The 21236-nt window shown below is 46.9% G+C and carries 18 protein-coding genes and 1 riboswitch; of the genes, 8 read left to right on the forward strand and 10 right to left on the reverse strand.

Going from position 1 to position 21236, the window contains the following annotated elements; translation table 11 throughout:
• Positions 1–63 precede the first annotated feature (63 nt).
• Positions 64–1155 (reverse strand): 3-phosphoserine/phosphohydroxythreonine transaminase, encoded by a 1092-nt coding sequence (serC, locus tag J3U76_RS05560; protein WP_208004923.1) that lies wholly within the window; start codon positions 1153–1155, stop codon positions 64–66.
• 206 nt (positions 1156–1361) lie between these two features.
• Positions 1362–4124 carry a DNA topoisomerase (ATP-hydrolyzing) subunit A gene (gyrA, locus tag J3U76_RS05565; RefSeq protein WP_208004925.1) on the reverse strand — a complete coding sequence of 921 codons (2763 nt, stop codon included), beginning with the start codon at positions 4122–4124 and terminating at the stop codon, positions 1362–1364.
• Between the two features lie 159 nt (positions 4125–4283).
• On the opposite strand from gyrA, the gene ubiG reads away from it, so the two are divergent.
• The 4 genes from ubiG to yfaE all read left to right on the forward strand — a co-directional run bounded on the left by ubiG (position 4284) and on the right by yfaE (position 9198).
• Entirely contained in the window at positions 4284–4997 is a 714-nt protein-coding gene (gene ubiG, locus J3U76_RS05570) for a bifunctional 2-polyprenyl-6-hydroxyphenol methylase/3-demethylubiquinol 3-O-methyltransferase UbiG (RefSeq protein ID WP_208004927.1), read from the forward strand.
• A 478-nt stretch (positions 4998–5475) separates the two neighbouring features.
• Positions 5476–7749, forward strand: a complete 2274-nt coding sequence (gene nrdA, locus J3U76_RS05575; protein WP_208004928.1) for a class 1a ribonucleoside-diphosphate reductase subunit alpha — start codon at positions 5476–5478, stop codon at positions 7747–7749.
• 46 nt (positions 7750–7795) lie between these two features.
• Entirely contained in the window at positions 7796–8929 is a 1134-nt protein-coding gene (gene nrdB, locus J3U76_RS05580) for a class Ia ribonucleoside-diphosphate reductase subunit beta (RefSeq protein ID WP_208004932.1), read from the forward strand.
• Positions 8926–9198 (forward strand): class I ribonucleotide reductase maintenance protein YfaE, encoded by a 273-nt coding sequence (gene yfaE / locus J3U76_RS05585; RefSeq protein WP_208004935.1) that lies wholly within the window; start codon positions 8926–8928, stop codon positions 9196–9198. Before nrdB ends, yfaE begins: the two co-directional genes overlap by 4 nt.
• An 83-nt stretch (positions 9199–9281) precedes the next feature.
• Here yfaE and J3U76_RS05590 read toward each other — a convergent pair whose 3' ends face one another.
• The 4 genes from J3U76_RS05590 to J3U76_RS05605 form a co-directional block, all read right to left on the reverse strand.
• Positions 9282–9638 carry a DUF4112 domain-containing protein gene (locus tag J3U76_RS05590; protein ID WP_341534308.1) on the reverse strand — a complete coding sequence of 119 codons (357 nt, stop codon included), beginning with the start codon at positions 9636–9638 and terminating at the stop codon, positions 9282–9284.
• Positions 9635–9793 (reverse strand): YqaE/Pmp3 family membrane protein, encoded by a 159-nt coding sequence (locus J3U76_RS05595; RefSeq protein WP_208004936.1) that lies wholly within the window; start codon positions 9791–9793, stop codon positions 9635–9637. The genes J3U76_RS05590 and J3U76_RS05595 overlap by 4 nt, the downstream gene beginning before the upstream one ends.
• 52 nt (positions 9794–9845) lie before the next feature.
• Complete coding sequence (locus tag J3U76_RS05600; protein ID WP_208004937.1) at positions 9846–10418, reverse strand: hypothetical protein; 573 nt, start codon at positions 10416–10418, stop codon at positions 9846–9848.
• Positions 10419–10726: 308 nt separating this feature from the next.
• The gene (locus tag J3U76_RS05605) at positions 10727–10996 is read right to left on the reverse strand and encodes a DUF1496 domain-containing protein (RefSeq protein ID WP_243454090.1); all 270 of its coding nucleotides are present in this window, start codon (positions 10994–10996) and stop codon (positions 10727–10729) included.
• 67 nt (positions 10997–11063) lie between these two features.
• Here J3U76_RS05605 and J3U76_RS05610 point away from each other — a divergent pair, with 67 nt between their 5' ends.
• Complete coding sequence (locus tag J3U76_RS05610; protein ID WP_208004938.1) at positions 11064–13430, forward strand: fatty acid cis/trans isomerase; 2367 nt, start codon at positions 11064–11066, stop codon at positions 13428–13430.
• A 74-nt stretch (positions 13431–13504) separates the two neighbouring features.
• Here the strand turns inward: J3U76_RS05610 and J3U76_RS05615 are convergent, their stop codons facing one another.
• Entirely contained in the window at positions 13505–14734 is a 1230-nt protein-coding gene (locus J3U76_RS05615) for a D-amino acid dehydrogenase (RefSeq protein ID WP_243454091.1), read from the reverse strand.
• 171 nt (positions 14735–14905) lie between these two features.
• Positions 14906–15011: riboswitch (glycine riboswitch) on the reverse strand.
• Positions 15012–16297: 1286 nt separating this feature from the next.
• Here J3U76_RS05615 and J3U76_RS05620 point away from each other — a divergent pair.
• Entirely contained in the window at positions 16298–16714 is a 417-nt protein-coding gene (locus J3U76_RS05620) for a TnsA endonuclease N-terminal domain-containing protein (protein WP_208004939.1), read from the forward strand.
• Between the two features lie 53 nt (positions 16715–16767).
• Here J3U76_RS05620 and J3U76_RS05625 read toward each other — a convergent pair whose 3' ends face one another.
• Positions 16768–17682 carry a LysR family transcriptional regulator gene (locus tag J3U76_RS05625; RefSeq protein ID WP_243454092.1) on the reverse strand — a complete coding sequence of 305 codons (915 nt, stop codon included), beginning with the start codon at positions 17680–17682 and terminating at the stop codon, positions 16768–16770.
• Between the two features lie 116 nt (positions 17683–17798).
• Here J3U76_RS05625 and J3U76_RS05630 point away from each other — a divergent pair, with 116 nt between their 5' ends.
• Both J3U76_RS05630 and J3U76_RS05635 read left to right on the forward strand, forming a co-directional pair.
• Positions 17799–18776 carry an alpha/beta hydrolase gene (locus J3U76_RS05630; protein ID WP_208004940.1) on the forward strand — a complete coding sequence of 326 codons (978 nt, stop codon included), beginning with the start codon at positions 17799–17801 and terminating at the stop codon, positions 18774–18776.
• A gap of 31 nt (positions 18777–18807) precedes the next feature.
• Positions 18808–19785 carry a zinc-binding dehydrogenase gene (locus J3U76_RS05635; protein ID WP_208004941.1) on the forward strand — a complete coding sequence of 326 codons (978 nt, stop codon included), beginning with the start codon at positions 18808–18810 and terminating at the stop codon, positions 19783–19785.
• A 396-nt stretch (positions 19786–20181) separates the two neighbouring features.
• Here the strand turns inward: J3U76_RS05635 and J3U76_RS05640 are convergent, their stop codons facing one another.
• The gene (locus J3U76_RS05640) at positions 20182–20616 is read right to left on the reverse strand and encodes a hypothetical protein (RefSeq protein WP_208004942.1); all 435 of its coding nucleotides are present in this window, start codon (positions 20614–20616) and stop codon (positions 20182–20184) included.
• Between the two features lie 40 nt (positions 20617–20656).
• Positions 20657–21184, reverse strand: a complete 528-nt coding sequence (locus tag J3U76_RS05645; protein ID WP_208004943.1) for a transposase — start codon at positions 21182–21184, stop codon at positions 20657–20659.
• Positions 21185–21236: the final 52 nt, after the last annotated feature.

Raw genomic sequence — 21236 nt, forward strand, 5'->3', positions numbered from 1 at the left:
AAATCCTTATATAACTAATAGCTGTCAGCTGATAGCTGATAGCTGATAGCTTACCGCTGTGTGTTAACCCTGTTGCTTGGCGAATTTATCCATAAAGTCCACTAATGCCTGTACGCCTTCAATGGGCATAGCGTTGTACACACTGGCACGCATGCCACCCACTAAACGATGGCCTTTTAATGCCACTAAGCCCGCCGCTTTCGCTTGCGCCAAAAAAGCCTCATTTAAGCTGTCGTCTTTTAGCTGAAACGGAATATTCATCCAAGAGCGCGCCTCAGGATGAACTGAGTTGCTATAAAAATCACTGGCATCAACATAGTTATACAGCAAGTCGGCTTTGGCCTTATTGCGCTCACCCATCACAGTTAAACCACCTTGGCGCTTTAACCACTTAAACACCAAACCGGCTAAGTACCACGCATAAGTAGGGGGCGTATTCAGCATAGAGTCGGCTTTGGCTAACGCAGCATAATCCATAATGGCCGGCGTATTAGGAAAAGCCTGATCCAGCAAGTCGTCGCGAACAATCACTACGGCTAAGCCAGAGGGGCCAATATTTTTTTGTGCACCCGCATAAATAAGACCAAATTTAGTCACATCCACAGGGCGCGATAAAATGGTTGATGACATATCAGCAACCAATGGCACATCACCAGTCTCGGGGATAAAGGGATATTCAATGCCGTCTACAGTTTCATTAATGCAGTAATGCACAAAGGCCGCATTCGGGTCGAGATCCCACTCAGTAGCCAATGCGCGCGGCCCCTGTTCATTTTCTGCTTTTACAAAACCGTCTAGGGCGCGTACTTGCCCTACTTTTTCTGCTTCAGCAATGGCAGACTTAGACCACTGGCCGGTCACAATGTAATCGGCCTTGGCATTCTTTCCCATCAGGTTAAGAGCAAGGGCGGCAAACTGCCCACGACCACCGCCTTGTAAAAACAACACTTTATAGTTGTCTGGAATGTGCATTAAATCACGCAAGTCTTGCTCTGCTTGAGTGGCCACACTAATAAAGTCTTGGCTGCGATGGCTTAACTCCATCACAGACACGCCCAAGTTATTAAAGTTACAAAACTCAGCCTGTGCCTGTTGCATAACGTCAACTGGCAACATAGCCGGACCTGCACTGAAGTTATAAACCGTGTTTTCCATTTCCTACACTACCCTATTGGCTAAATAATAAAGAAATACCACATCTAACTTAATCTTAATGTACGCACTGCAAGCACAATGCTGTCATGAAAATGTGCCTATTTGCATGGCTTTATAGCGCAATGCGGTTAAGTTAAAGCAGTTTTGTCTGTGGCTAATGAGATAAATGAAAGGGGCCATCAAGGGCCCCTTCTTATACTAAGCGTTTATTGTTGCTGGCTGGACGCGTCAGGTGAGGTACCTTCACCTGCATCGCCGCTCTCATCGAGGGTGTCTTGAGCTTGCTCATCAAGCTCATTGTTTTCTCCCTCTGCGACAGCATCACCGTCCAATAACTCGTCTTCTTCTGGCTCTTCAATGCGTTGTAACCCAACCACAAGTTCATCTTCTCCGGTACGAATTAAACGAACCCCTGCCGTGTTACGGCCAATCAGGCTCACTTCTAATACGCGAGTACGTACTAAAATGCCGCCATTGGTGATCAGCATAATTTCGTGGCCGTCATCAACTTGTGTGGCCCCCACAACAGCACCATTACGCTCGCCCACTTTAATGGACAATACACCCATAGTGCCACGGCTGCGCGTTGGATACTCTTCTAAGGCTGTTCGCTTACCATAGCCGTTTTCGGTCACGGTTAAGATAGGGCCTTCACCGCGCGGTACAATTAACGACACCACTTTGTCATTATCACCTAAGCGAATACCGCGCACCCCGGCCGCCGTACGGCCCATAGGGCGCACCCCTTTAAAGGGCCTATTCTCACCGGCGTCACTGTCTGTGGCTTCTTCCACTTCTTCGCCTTCAGCAACTTGGCCAGCTTCAACCTCAGCATGGCCATTGCCTTCAGCAAAACGCACTACTTTACCTGCATCCGAGAACAACATGATCTCGTTGCTGCCATCGGTAATATCCACCCCAATTAACTCATCGCCTTCGCGTAAGTTGATGGCACGAATACCCGAGGCTAATGGGCGAGCAAAAGCAGATAAGCTGGTCTTTTTCACCGTGCCGTCGGCGGTGGCAAAAAACACATACTTATCATCACAGTATTCTTGTACCGGCAAAATCGCGGTAATGCGCTCATCGGCATCCAATGGCAATAAGTTAACAATAGGACGCCCACGGGCAGCACGACTGGCTTCTGGCAGTTGATACACTTTAAGCCAGTACACTTTACCTGCGGTAGAGAAGCACAAAATAGTATCGTGCGTGTTGGCCACTAATAAGCGTTCAACAAAATCTTCTTCTTTCATCTTGGTGGCAGATTTACCCCGACCACCACGACGTTGCGCTTCATAATCGGTTAACGGCTGATACTTCACATAACCTTGATGAGACAAGGTAACCACGACATCTTCACGGTTAATCAAGTCTTCAATGTTAATCTCAGAGCTGGAGTTGGTAATTTCGGTACGGCGAGCATCGCCATACTGAGTTTTTATCAACTCTAACTCCTCGGTGATCACTTCCATTAAGCGCTCTGGGCTATTCAGAATATAAAGCAGCTCGGCGATTAAAGTCAGCAGATTTTTATATTCTTCCAGAATTTTTTCATGCTCAAGACCGGTTAATCGGTGCAAACGCAAATCAAGAATCGCTTGAGCTTGTTGCTCGGTTAAGTGATATAAACCATCACGAATACCAAATTCTGGCTCTAACCACTCAGGGCGCGCCGCATCATCCCCCGCTTGCTCTAGCATGCTGGCCACGTTACCCAGCTCCCAGCCTTGGCTGATTAAGCCGGCTTTGGCTTCGGCGGCGGTCGATGACGCACGAATAAGCTCAATAATGGGGTCGATATTAGCCAAGGCAATGGCCAAACCTTCCAAGATATGCGCACGGTCACGGGCTTTGCGCAGTTCAAAGATGGTACGGCGCGTTACTACTTCACGGCGATGCTGAATAAAGCATTTCAGCATGTCTTTTAAGTTAAAGATGCGCGGCTGGTTGTTATCTAGCGCCACCATGTTAATGCCGAACACATTTTGCATTTGGGTTTGTGAATACAGGTTATTCAAAATAACCTCACCCACTTCGCCGCGACGCACTTCAATCACAATACGCATGCCGTCTTTATCAGACTCATCACGCAGTGCCGTAATGCCTTCAATGCGTTTTTCTTTAACCAGCTCGGCAATTTTTTCAATTAAGCGCGCCTTGTTTACCTGATACGGTAATTCAGACACTATAATGGTTTCGCGACCGGTTTTTTCGTCTTCTTGTACTTCAGCCAAGGCGCGCACATAAATTTTTCCGCGCCCAGTACGGTAGGCATCAATAATGCCAGACTTACCGTTAATAATACCGCCGGTTGGGAAGTCAGGGCCTGGGATCAGTTCAATCAGGCGATCGATACTCACGTCTTCATCGTCAATAATCGCCAAGCAACCATCAATCACTTCATTAAGGTTATGAGGCGGTATATTGGTCGCCATCCCCACCGCAATACCCGACGAGCCATTCACCAATAGGTTAGGCACTTTAGTGGGCATCACCGCAGGTATCATCTCGGTGCCATCATAGTTGGGCACCCAGTCAACGGTTTCTTTATCGAGATCGGCCAGTAGTTCGTGAGACACTTTATCCATACGAATTTCGGTATAACGCATGGCAGCGGCAGAGTCGCCGTCGACAGAACCGAAGTTACCTTGGCCATCCACCAAGGTATAACGCATTGAAAATTCTTGTGCCATACGCACAATGGTGTCATACACGGCACTATCACCGTGGGGGTGATATTTACCTATTACGTCACCCACCACACGGGCCGACTTCTTATAAGGTTTGTTCCAGTCGTTGCCTAGTTCGTTCATGGCAAACAGCACGCGGCGGTGCACTGGCTTCAAACCATCTCGTACATCGGGTAGCGCACGCCCTACTATTACACTCATGGCGTAATCTAAGTAGGAACTTTTCAGCTCATCTTCGATGTTTATCGGCATGATTTCTCGGGCCAGATCGGTCATAGCTAGTCTTGTCCCCAGTTTATTGTTGATATCGCAATAAAAAACGCACCATTCTACCATACAAATGCACACAAAGAGCACTGATGCTGGCAGTGAAAGTCTGCTTAGTTATAATAGTGGCTCTCTCTTGTCATTTTATTTGTCATAAAGGCGCCGTTCATGAATGTAGACCAACAGGAAATCGAGAAATTTGCCGCCATGGCCTCCCGCTGGTGGGACTTAGACGGCGACTTTAAGCCACTGCATAAACTGAACCCCGTGCGTTTGGGCTGGATCAGTGACAAAGCAGGCGGTTTGTTTGATAAAAAAGTGATTGATATTGGCTGCGGCGGCGGCATTTTAAGCGAAAGTATGGCCCAAGAAGGCGCACACGTGACCGGTGTTGATATGGGCCAAGAGCCATTAGCCGTGGCGCGCCTACACGCCCTAGAAGCCGGTGTCAGTGTCGACTACCGCCAAGGCACAGCCGAGCAAGTAGCCACAGAACATGCCGAGCAATTTGAGGTGGTCACCTGCATGGAAATGCTTGAGCATGTGCCCAACCCTGCATCCGTTGTGCAGGCCTGTGCCGATTTAGCCACCCCGGGCGCCACCTTGGTGTTTTCCACTATTAACCGCAACCCTAAGGCCTGGTTAATGATGATTGCTGGGGCTGAGTATGTATTTAACATGGTACCTAAAGGCACCCATGATCATAAAAAGTTTATTACTCCCGCTGAACTTTGCCAGTATATAGAGGCGGCCGGCTTAGTGGTGCAAGATATTAGCGGCACCGTTTATCAACCGTTAAGTGGCCAGTTTAAGCTCAGTCATGACGCCGACGTTAACTATATGGTGCATGCGATTAAACCTCATCCCACCACAGTAATTTAAAATACACTACCTAGCGCGCGTATAATATGTCAGGCCATGCAGTGTCATTTGCATGGCACCTAGGCTAATATCTCAGCCGTGATAAGACCATGGTCATTTGTCATCGTATGCCGCGTAAAAAGACGCACTTGAAGCCAAGCGCTGAAAGATCAAACAAGATCGTTAATTCGGCATTTTTGCAAGCCAAATATTTTTTTAAATCTTTCTCACCGTGCAGAAAAACAGCAACCTTTCGCCAACACCAGCCCCCCAAAGGGGTAGCCGTTAGCAAGTGCAAACCTTTTGCTTCATCAAGCCTCTTTTGCACCACTTACCCGACTTGAGAATTTTCTCACTAGGTTCTATATTGTGCACGCACAACGACTTCAACAACTATATATTGTGTTAACTTTGTTAACTAAACACACTATATAGTGAAATGCATTGACAAATGCACCTCATACAGAACAACGACATTTACGACTAAAAGGGCTGTTTCATGAATAAAAATCTGCTGGTCACCAAGCGCTCTGGTGTCAAAGAACACCTTGATCTGGACAAAATCCATCGTGTACTCGATTGGGCAGCAGAAGGATTAGATAATGTGTCTGTGTCTCAAGTTGAGTTGCGCTCACATATCCAATTTTATGAAGGTATTCGTACCGAAGATATTCATGAAACCATTATTAAGGCTGCCGCAGATCTGATCTCGGAAGAGACCCCAGATTACCAATATTTAGCGGCGCGTTTAGCGGTGTTTCATTTACGTAAAAAAGCCTATGGTCGCTTTACCCCACCACACTTGTATGATCATGTTGCACGCTTAACCGAGCTAGGTAAGTACGATCTGCATATTTTGGCCGACTACAGCCGTGAAGAGCTCGACACCTTAAATAATTATATCGATCATGACCGCGACCTTAACTTCTCTTATGCTGCAGTCAAGCAGTTAGAAGGTAAGTACTTGGTGCAAAATCGCATCAATGGCGATATTTACGAAAGCCCACAGTTTTTATATATGTTGGTGGCTGCTTGCTTATTTTCAAAGTATCCTGCTGACACGCGTATTGATTATATTTGCCGTTTTTATGATGCCATTTCACAGTTTAAGGTGTCATTGCCAACGCCCATTATGGCCGGTGTGCGCACTCCTACTCGCCAATTTAGCTCATGTGTACTTATTGAGTGTGGCGACAGCCTAGACTCTATTAATGCCACCTCTAGCGCCATTGTGCGTTACGTATCGCAACGCGCAGGCATTGGGGTAAATGCGGGCCGTATTCGTGCTTTGGGTAGCCCTATTCGTAATGGCGAAGCCTTTCACACTGGCTGTATTCCCTTTTATAAGCATTTTCAAACGGCGGTTAAATGCTGCTCGCAAGGCGGTGTACGCGGAGGGGCGGCCACCTTATTCTACCCTATGTGGCACCTAGAAGTAGAATCACTGTTAGTGTTAAAAAATAACCGGGGCGTAGAAGAAAACCGTGTACGCCACATGGATTATGGCGTGCAAATTAACCGCTTAATGTATCAGCGCTTAATTAAAGGCGGCGATATTACCTTGTTCTCGCCCTCAGATGTGCCAGGTCTATATGATGCCTTCTTTGAAGATCAGGCTAAGTTTGAAGCCCTGTATTTACAGTACGAACAAGATGCCAGCATTCGCAAGCGCACCATTAAAGCCTTAGAACTGTTTTCATTAATGATGCAAGAGCGCGCGGGCACGGGTCGTATCTATATTCAAAACGTGGATCACTGCAATACTCACAGCCCGTTTGATTCAAGCGTTGCACCTATTCGCCAAAGTAACCTGTGCTTAGAAATTGCCTTGCCGACTAAGCCTCTAACGGATGTGAATGACGCTGAGGGAGAAATTGCCCTTTGTACGCTGTCAGCCTTTAATTTAGGTGCCATTAACGATTTAAGTGAGCTAGAAGGTTTGGCAGACTTAGCCGTGCGTGCCCTAGATGCCTTGCTTGATTATCAAGACTATCCGCTGTTGGCTGCGCAAAATGGCTCAATGAATCGCCGTACCTTAGGCATAGGCGTCATTAACTATGCCTATTACTTGGCCAAGCACGGGGTGAAGTATTCCGATGGCAGTGCATTAGGACTAACCCATAAAACCTTTGAAGCCATTCAATATTATTTATTGAAAGCATCTTCTAAACTTGCCGAAGAGTTTGGCCCCTGCCCTTCTTTTGGCGAGACCACTTACGCGCAAGGTATTTTACCGATTGATACCTATAAGAAAGATTTAGATGCGATCTGCCAAGAGCCCTTGCACCTAGATTGGGAAAGCTTGCGTGAACAAATTAAAACCAAGGGGCTACGTAACAGTACCCTAACAGCCTTAATGCCATCAGAAACCTCGAGCCAAATTTCTAACGCCACCAATGGTATTGAACCACCACGGGGCTTGGTATCGGTGAAGGCATCTAAAGACGGTATCTTAAAGCAAGTGGTGCCGGATTATGTTGAGCTAAAAAATCAATATGAACTGTTATGGCAAATGCCGTCTAACGATGGCTATTTACACTTGGTAGGTGTGATGCAGAAGTTTGTTGACCAAGCTATTTCTGCCAATACCAGTTACGACCCAAGCCGATTTGACGCAGGCCGCGTGCCCATGAAGCAGCTATTAAAAGACTTACTGACTGCGTATAAGTTTGGCCTTAAAACGCTGTATTACCACAATACTCGCGATGGTGCAGCCGACGCCCAAAACGACATGCAAGAAGATGATTGTGCCGGTGGCGCCTGCAAAATTTAATATGAATGGCGAGGGATTCCCTCGCCATGTTAAGTGAGATTGTATTATGTCTTATACTACTTTTAGTCAATTACAAAACGATCATACGAAAGAGCCGATGTTTCTCGGTAATCACGTTAACGTGGCGCGTTATGATCAACAAAAATACGATGTATTTGAAAAGCTGATTGAAAAGCAGCTGTCCTTTTTCTGGCGTCCAGAAGAAGTGGACGTGTCTCAAGACCGCATTGATTATCAAGCGCTGCCTGATCATGAAAAGCATATTTTTATCAGCAACTTAAAATATCAAACCTTGCTGGATTCCATTCAAGGTCGCAGCCCTAACGTGGCGTTACTGCCGTTAGTGTCTATTCCTGAGTTAGAAACTTGGGTAGAAACCTGGGCCTTTTCTGAAACCATTCACTCACGCTCTTATACCCATATTATTCGTAATATAGTGCATGATCCCGGCGTGGTGTTTGATGACATTGTGGCCAATGAAGAAATTCTTAAACGTGCCGGCGATATTGCTCACTACTATGATGAGCTGATCCGCTACACCAGCCTGTATCATTTACATGGTGAAGGCTCACTTGAGCATAAAGGCAAGCCGCTCAACATTAGCCGCTACGAGCTAAAGAAAAAGCTTTACTTATGCTTAATGAGTGTCAACGTGTTAGAAGCCATTCGCTTTTATGTCAGCTTTGCCTGTTCGTTTGCCTTTGCCGAGCGTGAGCTGATGGAAGGTAACGCCAAAATTATTAAGCTGATTGCCCGTGACGAAGCCCTACACTTAACCGGCACCCAGCACATGATTAATATTTTGCGCGCCGGTGAAGACGACCCTGAAATGGCACAAATTGCTAAAGAGTGTGAACAGCAATGCTTTGACATCTTTCGCGATGCTGCCATTCAAGAAAAAGAGTGGGCTGAATATCTGTTTAAAGATGGCTCTATGATTGGTTTAAACAAAGATATTTTATGCCAATATGTGGAATACATTACTAACTTGCGCATGCAAGCGGTGGGCTTAGAGCCAGCGTTTGACAGCGCGAAACAAAATCCGATCCCTTGGATTAACGCTTGGTTATCGTCAGATAATGTACAAGTTGCGCCACAAGAGGTGGAAATTAGCTCCTACCTGATTGGGCAAATTGACTCGCAAATGGATCAAGACGACCTAGGTGACTTTGAACTGTGAGCAAAGTGTGCACCCAAGCCACCCACTTTGAACTAAGAGCAGGGGAAACCCTGCTTGATGGTCTTGAGCGCACCGGTCACCATGTAGAATACCAATGTCGTGGTGGCTACTGTGGCTCTTGTCGCACCACGCTTATTTCCGGTGAGGTCAGCTACATCACTCCCCCACTCGCATTTGTTAGCGCAGGCGAAGTACTGCCTTGTTGCTGCCACCCCAAAGGCGAAGTGGAATTAGATATTGATATGGTGCAAATCAAACAACACGCTTAAAGATAGTCGGAAGGGATGACACCTAAATATTAGAGCAATATATTGGGTCTTTCTTCCGGCTTTTCACTTCACGCCGATAGCTTCTACTCGCCTTTACTTAAATACGCATTTAGTAAACCTACATTACGCAAGTTCGCTTTAAACGCAAAATCAAATAGATCACCAGCTATGGGGAGCACTCCCACCACCAGCTCAATGAGTATGTTAAGCACCATACGTGCGCGTATTCTAAGCGGCACTTTTAATCGCGCAGCTTCAACAACGATATAAGATGACAAAACAGCGCCAACCAGATCACCTATGCCGGGAATTAGTCCGATAATGCCATCTAAACCAATTCGAAAGCCGCCAGGTAATCTAATCCCAGCATCCAACAACCAAGCTAAACGCTCTATGCGTCGCTTAACTGCTGCGTTGCGAAGCAACGCATTATCATTCACTTTTTAGCAATCACCCATACCGCATGCACAATGCCCGGAATGTAACCTAGCAAGGTCAGTATAATATTTATCCAAAAGTGCTTGCCGAGTCCTACTTGCAAAAACACCCCTAACGGTGGGAGTAAAATTGCAATAATAATGCGTAATAAGTCCATAACAGCCTCCTTTTATTACCAATTAAATTCACGTTTAATGACACCTGAAAAATTAATGTCTTCTACCGCCACCCAATCTTGCACGTGGAATATGGCTTCTAATTTGAGGGCGTGCGCTTGGCATACTCATTCGCCGCTGAGGGGCTCTTTGCAGTGTTGGCCGCTGCTTGCTTTGCCATTGTTGTCTTACTGCTTGTTTCTGTTCAACAGAAAGGCTATTCCCACTCATTTTATCTTGAATTTGCTGACGTTTTTGCGTTACCTCTTGTTTTTTATCTGCGGGTAAGGCTTGCCATTTTTTATTAAAATCTGTCTTGAGTGCAGACAAGTCTGGTCCATCACCCCGCCAGTTATCAACTTTATCTTTAATCTCAGCTTGCTTATCTGCGTCTAACGTATTCCACCAACTATTAACGGCATCTTTAAAATCACCATCACTATCACAGCAATTGGGGTACATGTGATATTGATAATACCAGTAATCGTCATACCACCAGCTATCCGTGTAAGCGAGCTGGGCACCGGTTGATAATGTAGCTGAAGGAGTAGAACAGGCGGTTAAACCAAAAGCCATCGATAAAGCTAACAAAAGCGTTTTCATGTATCGCTGTTTTAGTTTTAACATATAATCTCCTAGGCATTTTGCTCATTGAATTTTATGTATAATCACACCGTATCGCTGAACACTCAAGCAATTTTTGGTGACTGAGCAATAGAAGGTATTGCTTAGAAAATTTAAAATCACACTGACTATTATATTGTTCAAATAACAGGGGAACAGTTAATTAAGAGTCGTTAAATGAGTTAATGAAGAATAACCCAACATAAGTCTTATAACGGATTAATAATTTTTATAATATAAAATTTATTTGGCATATAAAATACAACTAATTAAGCTGCTATATATTTAACACTTAAAAATTAGCAGCGCACTTAATTACGCTTAGTACTATCTGCAGAAGCAGCAGGAAAAGGGAGCCAGCCTAACCGACCGTTTTGCTCATACGACTTTTCCCGCTCACACACAAACAGCTGTGTTCCAACCTCAATAACCGCACCTTTGGAGTAGCGTTGATTAGCATAAAAGCATACTCGCTCTAGCCCAGAGTTTACGTTTAGCTCTAACGAAGGCTGTGTGCTAACTGTATTAGCAGCTACCGATGCTGAAATAATGAGTAGAAAAAAAACTAAGACCTTCATCATGATACCCTTCCCTTTCGCTTAATATAAATACATAGTAACACCCTAGAACATAGAATAAGGCTTAACAATGACCAAACGATATTGGCTACTGCTAGTACTCGCTCTCAGCGCCACATTTTCTTTTGCCACCGCCAAAGCGGCACAACACAGCGATATTGCAGCGGCTAATTCAAACAACCAACTTGTTGATTATCAACAAGATATTAAGCCTATTTTTGAAAAAAAGTGTATTGCCTGCCATGCCTGCTACGATGCCCCCTGTCAGCTTAAACTTTCCAGTAACGAAGGCGTACTGCGTGGCGCCAGCAAAGATGTGGTTTACAATGGCGCGCGCGCTAAAAATGCCTCCCCCTCTCGACTATATGTTGATGCCCAAGGCGAACAAGCGTGGCGTAAACGTAATTTTTTTAGTGTACTCGACAGTAAAGATGGCCAAGCGGCGGTGATGCTACGCAGCCTAGCACTAGGGAAACAGTCAAATTGGGGCAATAATCAACGCCTGCCCGAAGCGCTAGATTTGTCAATTAATCGTACCAACCAATGCAGCAACCCCAATGAGTTTGACCAGTTTACGCGTAAACACCCACAAATGGGTATGCCGTTTGCGGTGACAGGCTTAACCGATCAAGAATATTTAACTGTGAGTCGTTGGATGGCACAGGGTGCCGACGTCCCCGAGCAGGTTGTCACCTTATCTCTGGCACAAACCGCCATGGTTAAAAAATGGGAAGACTGGCTAAATCGAAGGAGTCATCGTTACCAGCTGGTGGCGCGCTATTTATACGAGCACTGGTTTTTAGCACAGCTATATTTTAGCGATCAAGATGAAAGCGAACAGGATATTTTCTTTGAGCTCGTCCGCTCTTATACGCCCCCCGGCGAGCCCATTGATATTATCGCCACCACTCGCCCTACCGATAACCCTAATGGGCCTGTTTATTACCGTCTGCGGCCACAGTTAGAAAGTCGTATCCACAAAACTCATATCACTTATCCTCTTAGTGATCAGAAAATGCAGCGTCTTAATACGTTGTTTTTTAGCACCGACTGGCATATTAAAAAAATGCCGCGCTATAACAAAGATTATGCTGCCAATCCCTTTTTTACTTACAACGCCATTCCTGTAAAAGCGCGCTATCAATTTTTACTCGATAATGCGGAATACTTTGTACGCTCTTTTATTCGTGGCCCTGTGTGTCGTGGCCAAATAGCCACCGATGTGATCCGCGATCAGTTTTGGGTGGCGTTTCAAGCCCCCGAGCATGATATTTTTATTACCGATGCCAGCCACCAGACTCAAGTTAGACCTTGGTTGGGCGTACCCGGCCTAGATACCAACCTGCTTAGCCTAGGCGCGGACTGGGCTTCTTATAAAGCCGACCGTAATAATTATTTACAGCAACGAAAGCTCGCTTATGCTGATCACTATCCCCAAGGCCCAAGCCTTAGCCACCTATGGAATGGTGACCAGTATAACGACCAAGCCTTACTCACAGTGTTTCGTCACCACGACAGCGCCAGTGTAGTAAAAGGCTGGCAAGGCGATACCCCTAAAACCATGTGGGTGATGGATTATCCATTGCTAGAACGTTCTTATTACTCACTGGTGGCCAACTTTGATGTGTATGGCAGTGTGTCTCATCAAGCACAAACGCGGCTCTACTTTGACCTGATCCGCAACGGAGCCGAAGCTAACTTGTTGCGCTTTTTACCACCAGCGCAACGTAATCCCTTATTACATCAGTGGTACGATAACAGCGGGCGTATTAAATTGTTTACCAGCTATGCCGATGTTGATGAAACCACCCCAAGTCGTATTTACACCGATGCCAAGCGACCCTTAGCTGACTTTAGCCAACAGGTATTGCACAAGCTCGCAGCCGTGGCAGGCCCCACCGATCTTATTAACCGGTGTCAGCAAATTGACTGTAACCCAGACAACAGCGATAAATTAGAGAGTCAACAAGCGCGTATTAATGACCAACTCAGGCGTTTAACCGGCTTTAGTGCTCGTTTATTACCCGTTATTAAATGGCTGCCCGAAGTAACGTTGTTGCGCATTGAAGACGAGCACAGTGGCGAGAGGCAAGTATTTAGCCTATTGCATAACCGCGACCACAGTAACGTCGCCTTTATGATGGGGGAAGGTTTACGCCTACGCCCAGAAAACGACACCCTGAGCATTTTACCCGGCGTGATCAGTAGTTATCCCAACTTTATCTTTAACGTCAAACAAACCGAGCTTGCTAACTTTATTAGTGCCCTCACCAGCTTAAGGGATCCTGAAGGGCTACATGCAATCGCCGACCAATATGGTATTAGGCGGACGCATCCCGACTTTTGGTTTTACTTTCACGATATGCACAGCTACATGAAAGAAACCACCCCCATAGAAGCAGGGCTATTAGATATGAACCGCTATCAGAACCTATAAGGGGTAAACATCAAGCCAAAAAAATGCCAGTCAGTTAACTGACTGGCATTTTTTAAAAGCGGTCGTTGTGTCAATTAGCGCTGTTTATCACGCTCTGCTGCCACCACACCGGCAACCGTATCAGCGGTAATACCACTTAAGGTCCAGCCTAAGTGACCATGGCCTGTGTTATAAAACACCTGCGGATGACGCCCGCGCCCTACTTTAGGCATCATGTCTGGCATCATAGGTCTTAAGCCAGCCCACGGCACTACGCTCTCGGTAGACACATCAGGGAAGTGTCGATTACACCATTTGATCAGTGGGTCGATACGGTCTTGACGAATATTACGGTTATCGCCGTTATACTCGGCAGTCCCTGCAATACGGAAACGATCTGGCCCCAAGCGACTGGTAACAATCTTCACTTCTTCATCTAACAAAGATACCTGCGGCGCACTGTTGCGGCTTAATTCATCACGCAAATTCACCGTAATCGAGTAGCCTTTGACGGGGTAGATATTCACTCTGTCCCCTAGCTTTTTCGCCAACGCACGGCTGCCTACACCCGCACACACCACCACGCCATCAAAGTAGTGAGACTGACCTTTATCGTCTGTTACCCGCACGCCCTTGCCTTCAATGCTGACATCAGACAATTCAGTTTCCATCATAAACTGAACGCCGGCTTTGCGAACAGCTTCAGCTAGGCCAAAGGTAAAGCTATGAATATCACCCGTACTATCACTGGGCGTCCAAAAGCCGCCAATGTAGTTACCCTGTAAGGTCGGCTCTTTTAGCTTAATATCCTCCGCTGTTAGCTCAGAGCGCTCTAGGCCCCCTTTTGCTAATAACTGAGTGACATTGCGCGCATGCTCAAGCTCTTTCTGATCTGAATAAACATGCATAATACCGCATTCAGAATAATCAAACTTCACGCCCCATTTCTGCCCTAAGTCAATCAAATGTTGACGAGCAGCAATGGCCAAGCGAGTCGTTTCAATGGTATTACGTTCGTAATGAGGAATATTGCTCATAAACTCGAGCATCCAGCTTATCTTGTGCCAGCTCGGTTTAGGGTTAACCAGCAGCGGCGCATCGGCTTGCAGCATCCACTTAATGCCTTTTAATACCGTTCCCCACGTATTCCATACTTCCGCGTTAGAGGCAGACAACTGGCCGCCGTTCGCAAAGCTGGTTTCCATGGCCGCATAACGTTGGCGATCAATTACAGTTACATCAAATCCCTGCTCGGCTAATTTAGCAGCAGTGGTAATACCGGTAATTCCAGCACCTAATACAGCAATTGTTTGCATTTTAGACATAGCAAAGCACTCTTATTTTTGCAGGCGGTTGCATGTAATAAACAGCGCAACTGTATTTGCCTGACCTCCCCATCCGTCTGGGTGCCTGAGAGATTCACCAACTTTACACCTGTGTAAAGCGGCTTGCTCCTTCGGCGAGTCTAAAGTGCACAGACTACTCTTCGGATATGCCTACAGCCACCGGTCCTTTTGCCTGAGAGTTTACGGGGTCGTTGCTCCTTCGGCGGCGCGATTATCTTAACCAAGATAAGTCAACGCTCTCTCCCGGATGGCCTGATTGACCTACAGGTTATTAACAAACCAGCAACGATTCAATCTAAATATGCTGTTACCCACCAACAAAGTAATGCTTTGTGCGATATCTCTCCTTTTTCACCACTTTTTAACCGCTTTGTATCAAGCTGAAAAAGTCATGCTTATATTCAGCGCACCTGTAGCAGCCGAGTAAAGGGAAAATAGCACCAACATCCAGTAAATTTTCGCAACCGTTATCCAATAACGATGGATGTACTTAGTAAAGACAAGGATAAAATAATAAGTTTTAAACCAAGACCAAAGCCAATAGCCGATTCAACAGACAAGCCAAATCAACGTCAACGTGATAACAAAACGCCAGGAAACATCTTCCCCATTAAGCTCCTTCTTGCATCTAGATATCAATTTAGCCACTTTTGGCTAATAATTGAGAATTAGCCGTTTATGGCTAAACGATTCATAGAGCTTGCCATGAAATGCCTATGGACGGCATTTACCGAGCGTCGCATGGAGGCAGTCCTACTGACTCTTTGCACCCAGCTATGCCTGTCTAGATACTAGCTATTAACTTTTCCGTGTTCTTCCGTGACTCACATACAAAAAGTCGTGGCAAAAGATCTTTTCTTGAAAACAAAAAGGGGCGCCTAAGCGCCCCTTTGTCATTTACAGCTTGCCTTATTCAGGCTTGCTGATTCCACTCTATTGTAGATAGAAGATAATTTTCATTTAAAATCAAACACATAAAAACAGACTAGCTAACAATACCATTATAAATACCATTTTCAGAAATATTTGCCTGTGATTGTACAGCGGCTCTCCGCCGTTTCAATTCAGTACGCGCCCAAGCTGACGCTTCCGCCATCTCTCGCCGTAGCCCAGCTAGCTCATCCGGGGTCAAGCGGCGCACGGTAGGTTCGCCACCCGGCTTTGGCCTCAGCGAAGATAATTGACGCCGGGATGAGAATCTTCATTGTTCCCGACCGATCCGACAACACGCCGAAGAAGAATGCACAAACCGCATTGGCCAAGCTGTAGGCCATGACGAAGAACGTCACGCTTTCCGGCCTCACTTGCCTACTGGTGTGAGAATGGGCCCGGGCAGTAGTTGTGGGATCATAATAAAGTTGGTAACTACCGAACGTTGTGGCAAAGTCGGGGCATTCTTCTCAGGAATCTAGGGAATGACCGACTATAAGCTCGACAACCGTGCCAAGAAGTGGGTCAAAGAAGGGCAAGGGAAATGGTAAGGACTACCGCCCCTGGCTCACTGTCAGAGATTTACCCTCCCAAGGCCGTTCACACCGAGTAATGGGCCACCTGACGCAACGTACCCATCACTTTCTCTCTGACCTGGACCTGGCGACTTTCTTTTTGCTTGAATGGAACTCAACGGTCAGTGACATCTGGGAGCAATTTCCCCTTCACGTAGAAGACACGCTCCGCCTAGCTGAAGAAGCCAACATACGGCACCCGGAAATCGGTGGATATACACAAGTCATGTCCACCGATTTCGTTGTTGATTTCTCGGCCTCCTCCGGGGCACAGCGAATAGCCATTCAGGTTAAAAGCTCATCCGATCTAAAAGATTCAAGAACCATCGAGAAGCTGGAGCTTGAGCGCCGGTACTGGAAACAGAAAGGCATCTCTTGGTGCCTGGTAACGGAAAAGCAGATCCCGGGAACCGTGGTGAAGAACCTGGAAACGCTCTATGCCGCCAGAGTATAAAGTGACAGTCTGCTAAGCGGCCTCGTTCAAAGGCAAATGCCAATCGATGGATATCATGCAACCCTCGATACCCATTTCAGCCAAGGTTTACAACACCGCCTCGAATACCGTTTCGATGGCATGAATAACTGCCCTGACTCGTGCAGCTTGCTGCACATCCTGATGGGTGACCAGCCATATTTCGTAGGGGTTGGGGGGTTGGGGCGTTGCCGCTCTGGCCAGATCCGCACCAATCCCGCTCGCTCTGCCAGCGGTACAACCATCTCGCCAAGCCCCAGCCCCATCAAAAGCGCTTGGCGTAACATCAGGCTGGTATCTACCCCTGCAACTATCTTAGCGCCATCAGCAGGCTCATCCAGTAGAGTGGCGACGCGGGAGCTCTGCCAATGGGGCTCGTAAACGACCAAGGAGTGACCATTAAAGCCGCTACCCATCTTCGGCAGACCATGCCAAGCCAGATAGTCCTGGGAAGCATAGAGACCGATCGGCCAAGAGGCCAGCTTGCGGATGATCAAGTCGAGGTTGGACGGCCTCACCGTGCGAATGGCTATGTCGGCCTCACGAAGGGGCAGGTTAACCACCTGCGTGGAAGTCTTGAGGATCACTCTTATATCAGGATGGTCGCGATGCAAAGCCGCTAAGGCTGGTAGCAGGAAATCCGTGCCCAGGGTGTCTGTTGTTGCCACATTCACTTCTCCTACCAATCGGTTATCGACACCTTGTGCGGCGCGAACGAAATCAGTCGCTGCCAACTCCATCTGCTGGGCGCTGGCGAGCACCACCTCACCGACCTGGGTCAGACGATAACCTTTTGAGGTACGTAGGAATAACGTGGCTGATAACGCGTGCTCCATAGCGGCGATACGTCTACCGATCGTGGCCTGATCAACCCCCACTCTGCGGGCTGCGCCCCTCAGGGTGCCTTCGCGATAGAGGGCCAGAAAAATTTTGGCGTCGTCCCAATTCATCTTAGCTGCCTGTCATGATGCATTTTTGCATTAGCTGGATGCAATAATACTGCGTTTATTCATCAACAGCTTCTGTTATCTTTAAAACCTATTACAAACAAGCTACTGGAGCACCTGTGAGCCTTCAACCTGTGAGTCTGATTGTTGCGTTGAGCCTCGTCTTTGCTGCGTCGATACAAGCGAGTGAACCCGTCACTCAAGAAAAAACAAGAATGCATAGTTCGCATATCGGTAATAAACCAGATGTTGAGGATTACGACACCTTGAATTACATTGGCTTAGACAAAGCCAAGCAGCAACTGAGTGTATTTCAAGACAAAAGCAAGGGTGTTTACGATAAATACCTTTATAAAAAAAATGTTCCTTATGGTCTTGGCCCTAGAGAAACCTTTGATCATTTCCATAATCCAACATTCAACCACAAAGACACCCGTGGTGTATTTATTTTTATTCATGGTGGTTATTGGCAAGGTGAAGTTAAAGAGTCTTATGCTTTTATCGCAGAGCAGCTGCTAGCAAAGAATATTGATGTTATGTTAATTGAGTACGACCTCACAAAAGAAAATGTGGTCGATGGGAAAACTATTCCACGAGTGAGCATGACAGCCTTGGTTAATCAGGTTGGCCGGGCTCTTGATACCCTACAGGCGTATATGCAAGATAATAATATGTCTGGACTGCCAACTTATTTGTCTGGACACTCTGCAGGTGGTCATCTTGCCGCCCTCTGGAAAGATCACCCGGTTGTCAACTCAGCCGTATTGCCTATCAGTGGCCTGTTTAATCTATCGCCTATTGCTGCGACAAAGAAGATAGGTGCCGCCTTACAACTGAGTGACAATGAAATTGTCAAGCTAAGCCCAATCAACAACATTCACCCAGCAAACAAGAGCTCACTACCTATTTATATTTACTATGGGGGTGATGAGCAACCAGAGCTCAAAGAGCAAACTCTCAACTATGCTGGTAAATTACAAGAACACGATTACCGTATGACTGTGACAGAGGTGGGTGGTGCAAACCACTTTGAAATACTCACCTCTCTTTTTACAGAACCAGACAGCGATTTAATAAAGCGCATCACAAAAGATTAACTGAACAATACCACTATGAGGAGCGGGCTTTATGCGAGCATCGATTTATCATCAATTTGGTGAGCCTTCCGAGGTCATTAATGAAGAAGAAACAGCTCTGCCAGCACCCGGCTTTAATCAGGTCAGAGTCAAGACGATTCTATCCCCTATTCATAACCACGACCTATGGACACTCCGTGGAACCTATGGCCACAAGCCTACTTTGCCAGCCATTGGTGGTAGCGAGGCCTTGGGGATCATCGATGCGGTCGGTGATGGGGTCAAAGAACTCTCACCGGGCCAGCGTGTTGTGGGGTCACCCATTATGGGGGTATGGGCCGAATATTTCTTGGCCCCAGCAGAATTATTAACGGTCGTTCCCAACACCGTCAGTGATGAGCTTGGTGCGCAGCTTGCTTCTATGCCATTTAGTGCGCTGTTATTACTTGAGTTTCTGAATGCGGAAGCAGGGCAATGGATCATTCAAAATGCGGCAGGTGGAGCGATTGGCAAAACAGTATCGATCCTTGCAAGGGAGCAGGGTGTGAACACCATCAGTCTCGTTCGTAATAGTGACAATGAAAAAGAGTTGACAGCGCAAGGCATTGAGCATGTCGTTTCGACCGGCAATCAAGACTGGCAACAACGTGTTCATGAGCTGACCGGTGGCGCCTCTATCAGTTATGCCCTTGATTCTGTAGGAGGTGCTGCAACTGAAGCGCTGACTGGATTATTAGGAGAAAATGGCCTGCTGGTTTCCTTTGGGTCCATGTCAGGGGAGCCGATGCATATTCCTGCTGCTGACATTGCTTTCAAGCAGATTACGGTCAAAGGCTTTTGGCAGAAGAAGATCAATCAGTCCATGGCCGTGGAAAAGAGGAAGTCAATGATGGCGAAACTGATCGGCTTGGCAGAAACCGGGAAACTGAAGTTGCCAGTGGATGCGATTTACCCGATGAATGATGTAAAGAGTGCGCTAACCGCAAGCCTGCAGTCATCGCGCAAGGGTAAAGTACTGCTTCGTCCATAATGAATGACCCACAAGTCAAGAGCCGTCATTTTATCTGGCCTGTGGAGTCGAGCCAGATAAGAAATGCCTGCGCTTCTTCTGGGCCAACCCACCTTGAGCCTGAGGGAGCCTGCAAACCAAATTGTGTAACTGCCCAAACTAACAAAACTAAAAAACTAACAAGACACCCATGTAAAAAGTTCGACCGACAAGCGCCCTGAAGAACCAACAACCTGAGTTGACGATCATCATCAGCAAGGTGAATAACGAGGAATAACTAAACAAATGAGGGCTTGGTACTGGTTTTGATGCCGCACACGAGAAATGAGCCTCATTCTGGCAGCATTCGTGCACGCCAGCAGGAGCGTAACAAAGTATGCTTGCGATTTAAGCCGCGGCTTAACTCTCAACAAGTCGTCAGTTATGCCAATGTCGGCAGCTGCTAGCATGCGCAATACGCTTCTTACCTAAATGCGCACAATATCGGGTTAAGTCTTCGAGTGTGCCGACTGGGCCTGTAAAAAGGGTCTTAAACTCATGGGTGATTTTAAGCCAGCTTTCAAGCGGAATATTAAGCCGGTTCAGTATGTTGGCAGTACCCGATGCAATAGCACCGCGCTTGTCACTACGCAGGCTCCGACCGGTATCATCCACCAGTGCCAGGTAGTCTGTTACGTCAAACGTTAATCCTTTGGGCATTGCTTGATGCTCATTACCCACAAAAGGTAACAGCCTCTCGGGTTGCTTGCCACGCATCGCGGCTTTTATACGACGCTGAATACTGGTGAAGTGTGATTGCTCTGGGGTAGTCGCCATTTTGGCGCGAACAGGATTCAAGTCGACGTAGGTCATGCACGCCAGCACGGCCGCTTCGTCCAGTAATGCTTGGGACTTAAAGCGCCCTTCCCGCTATTTCATAAAGTAATGGCCCGGTGCAGTTATCTTCCTTGTTGGCTTGGCGGGCGATAGGCTCGTTCAAGGCTCGCATAAACCAGCTGATATCTAGCAACCGACGGCGATACTCGGCAATGGTGTCGTTAAGACTATCGAGCTCATAACCTGCAATAGGCTCACCTTTAGCGAACTTTTGGGTCAGCAAGGTGCCTTTAAACAACTGATGCCATTGATGAACCACCTCATTACTTGACCAGGCTTGTGCCGTCTCCGCATCAATTCTCAACACTACATGCAAGTGATTGGACATGACGGCATAAGCGGCGATATCAATGGCAAACACCCGAGATAGCCGCAGCAAGCGTTGCTCTACCCAACCTCGGCGATGCTCAAAGGATTGACCCATATTGATGAGGAGAAAGTAGTGATCAATACCACACAAAAAAGCCCTCCTCACCGTGCGACTGACACAATGATAAAAGGGCGTATCTTCCAAGCTCACTTGTGCAGAACGTGGTCTAGGCATCAGAGCCTCCTCACTCTACAAAAACACACCTTTCAAGTGTAGGTGCTAAGCC

This window comes from Oceanisphaera pacifica (genome assembly GCF_017498065.1).
Taxonomy (GTDB): Bacteria; Pseudomonadota; Gammaproteobacteria; order Enterobacterales; family Aeromonadaceae; genus Oceanimonas; species Oceanimonas pacifica.

Coding starts and splice junctions, on each gene's coding strand:
- serC (WP_208004923.1), bottom strand. CDS start 1,155: ATGGAAAACACGGTTTATAACTTCAGTGCAGGTCCGGCTATGTTGCCA.
- gyrA (WP_208004925.1), bottom strand. CDS start 4,124: ATGACCGATCTGGCCCGAGAAATCATGCCGATAAACATCGAAGATGAG.
- ubiG (WP_208004927.1), top strand. CDS start 4,284: ATGAATGTAGACCAACAGGAAATCGAGAAATTTGCCGCCATGGCCTCC.
- nrdA (WP_208004928.1), top strand. CDS start 5,476: ATGAATAAAAATCTGCTGGTCACCAAGCGCTCTGGTGTCAAAGAACAC.
- nrdB (WP_208004932.1), top strand. CDS start 7,796: ATGTCTTATACTACTTTTAGTCAATTACAAAACGATCATACGAAAGAG.
- J3U76_RS05595 (WP_208004936.1), bottom strand. CDS start 9,793: ATGGACTTATTACGCATTATTATTGCAATTTTACTCCCACCGTTAGGG.
- J3U76_RS05600 (WP_208004937.1), bottom strand. CDS start 10,418: ATGTTAAAACTAAAACAGCGATACATGAAAACGCTTTTGTTAGCTTTA.
- J3U76_RS05605 (WP_243454090.1), bottom strand. CDS start 10,996: ATGATGAAGGTCTTAGTTTTTTTTCTACTCATTATTTCAGCATCGGTA.
- J3U76_RS05610 (WP_208004938.1), top strand. CDS start 11,064: ATGACCAAACGATATTGGCTACTGCTAGTACTCGCTCTCAGCGCCACA.
- J3U76_RS05615 (WP_243454091.1), bottom strand. CDS start 14,734: ATGTCTAAAATGCAAACAATTGCTGTATTAGGTGCTGGAATTACCGGT.
- J3U76_RS05620 (WP_208004939.1), top strand. CDS start 16,298: ATGGGCCACCTGACGCAACGTACCCATCACTTTCTCTCTGACCTGGAC.
- J3U76_RS05625 (WP_243454092.1), bottom strand. CDS start 17,682: ATGAATTGGGACGACGCCAAAATTTTTCTGGCCCTCTATCGCGAAGGC.
- J3U76_RS05635 (WP_208004941.1), top strand. CDS start 18,808: ATGCGAGCATCGATTTATCATCAATTTGGTGAGCCTTCCGAGGTCATT.
- J3U76_RS05640 (WP_208004942.1), bottom strand. CDS start 20,616: ATGACCTACGTCGACTTGAATCCTGTTCGCGCCAAAATGGCGACTACC.
- J3U76_RS05645 (WP_208004943.1), bottom strand. CDS start 21,184: ATGCCTAGACCACGTTCTGCACAAGTGAGCTTGGAAGATACGCCCTTT.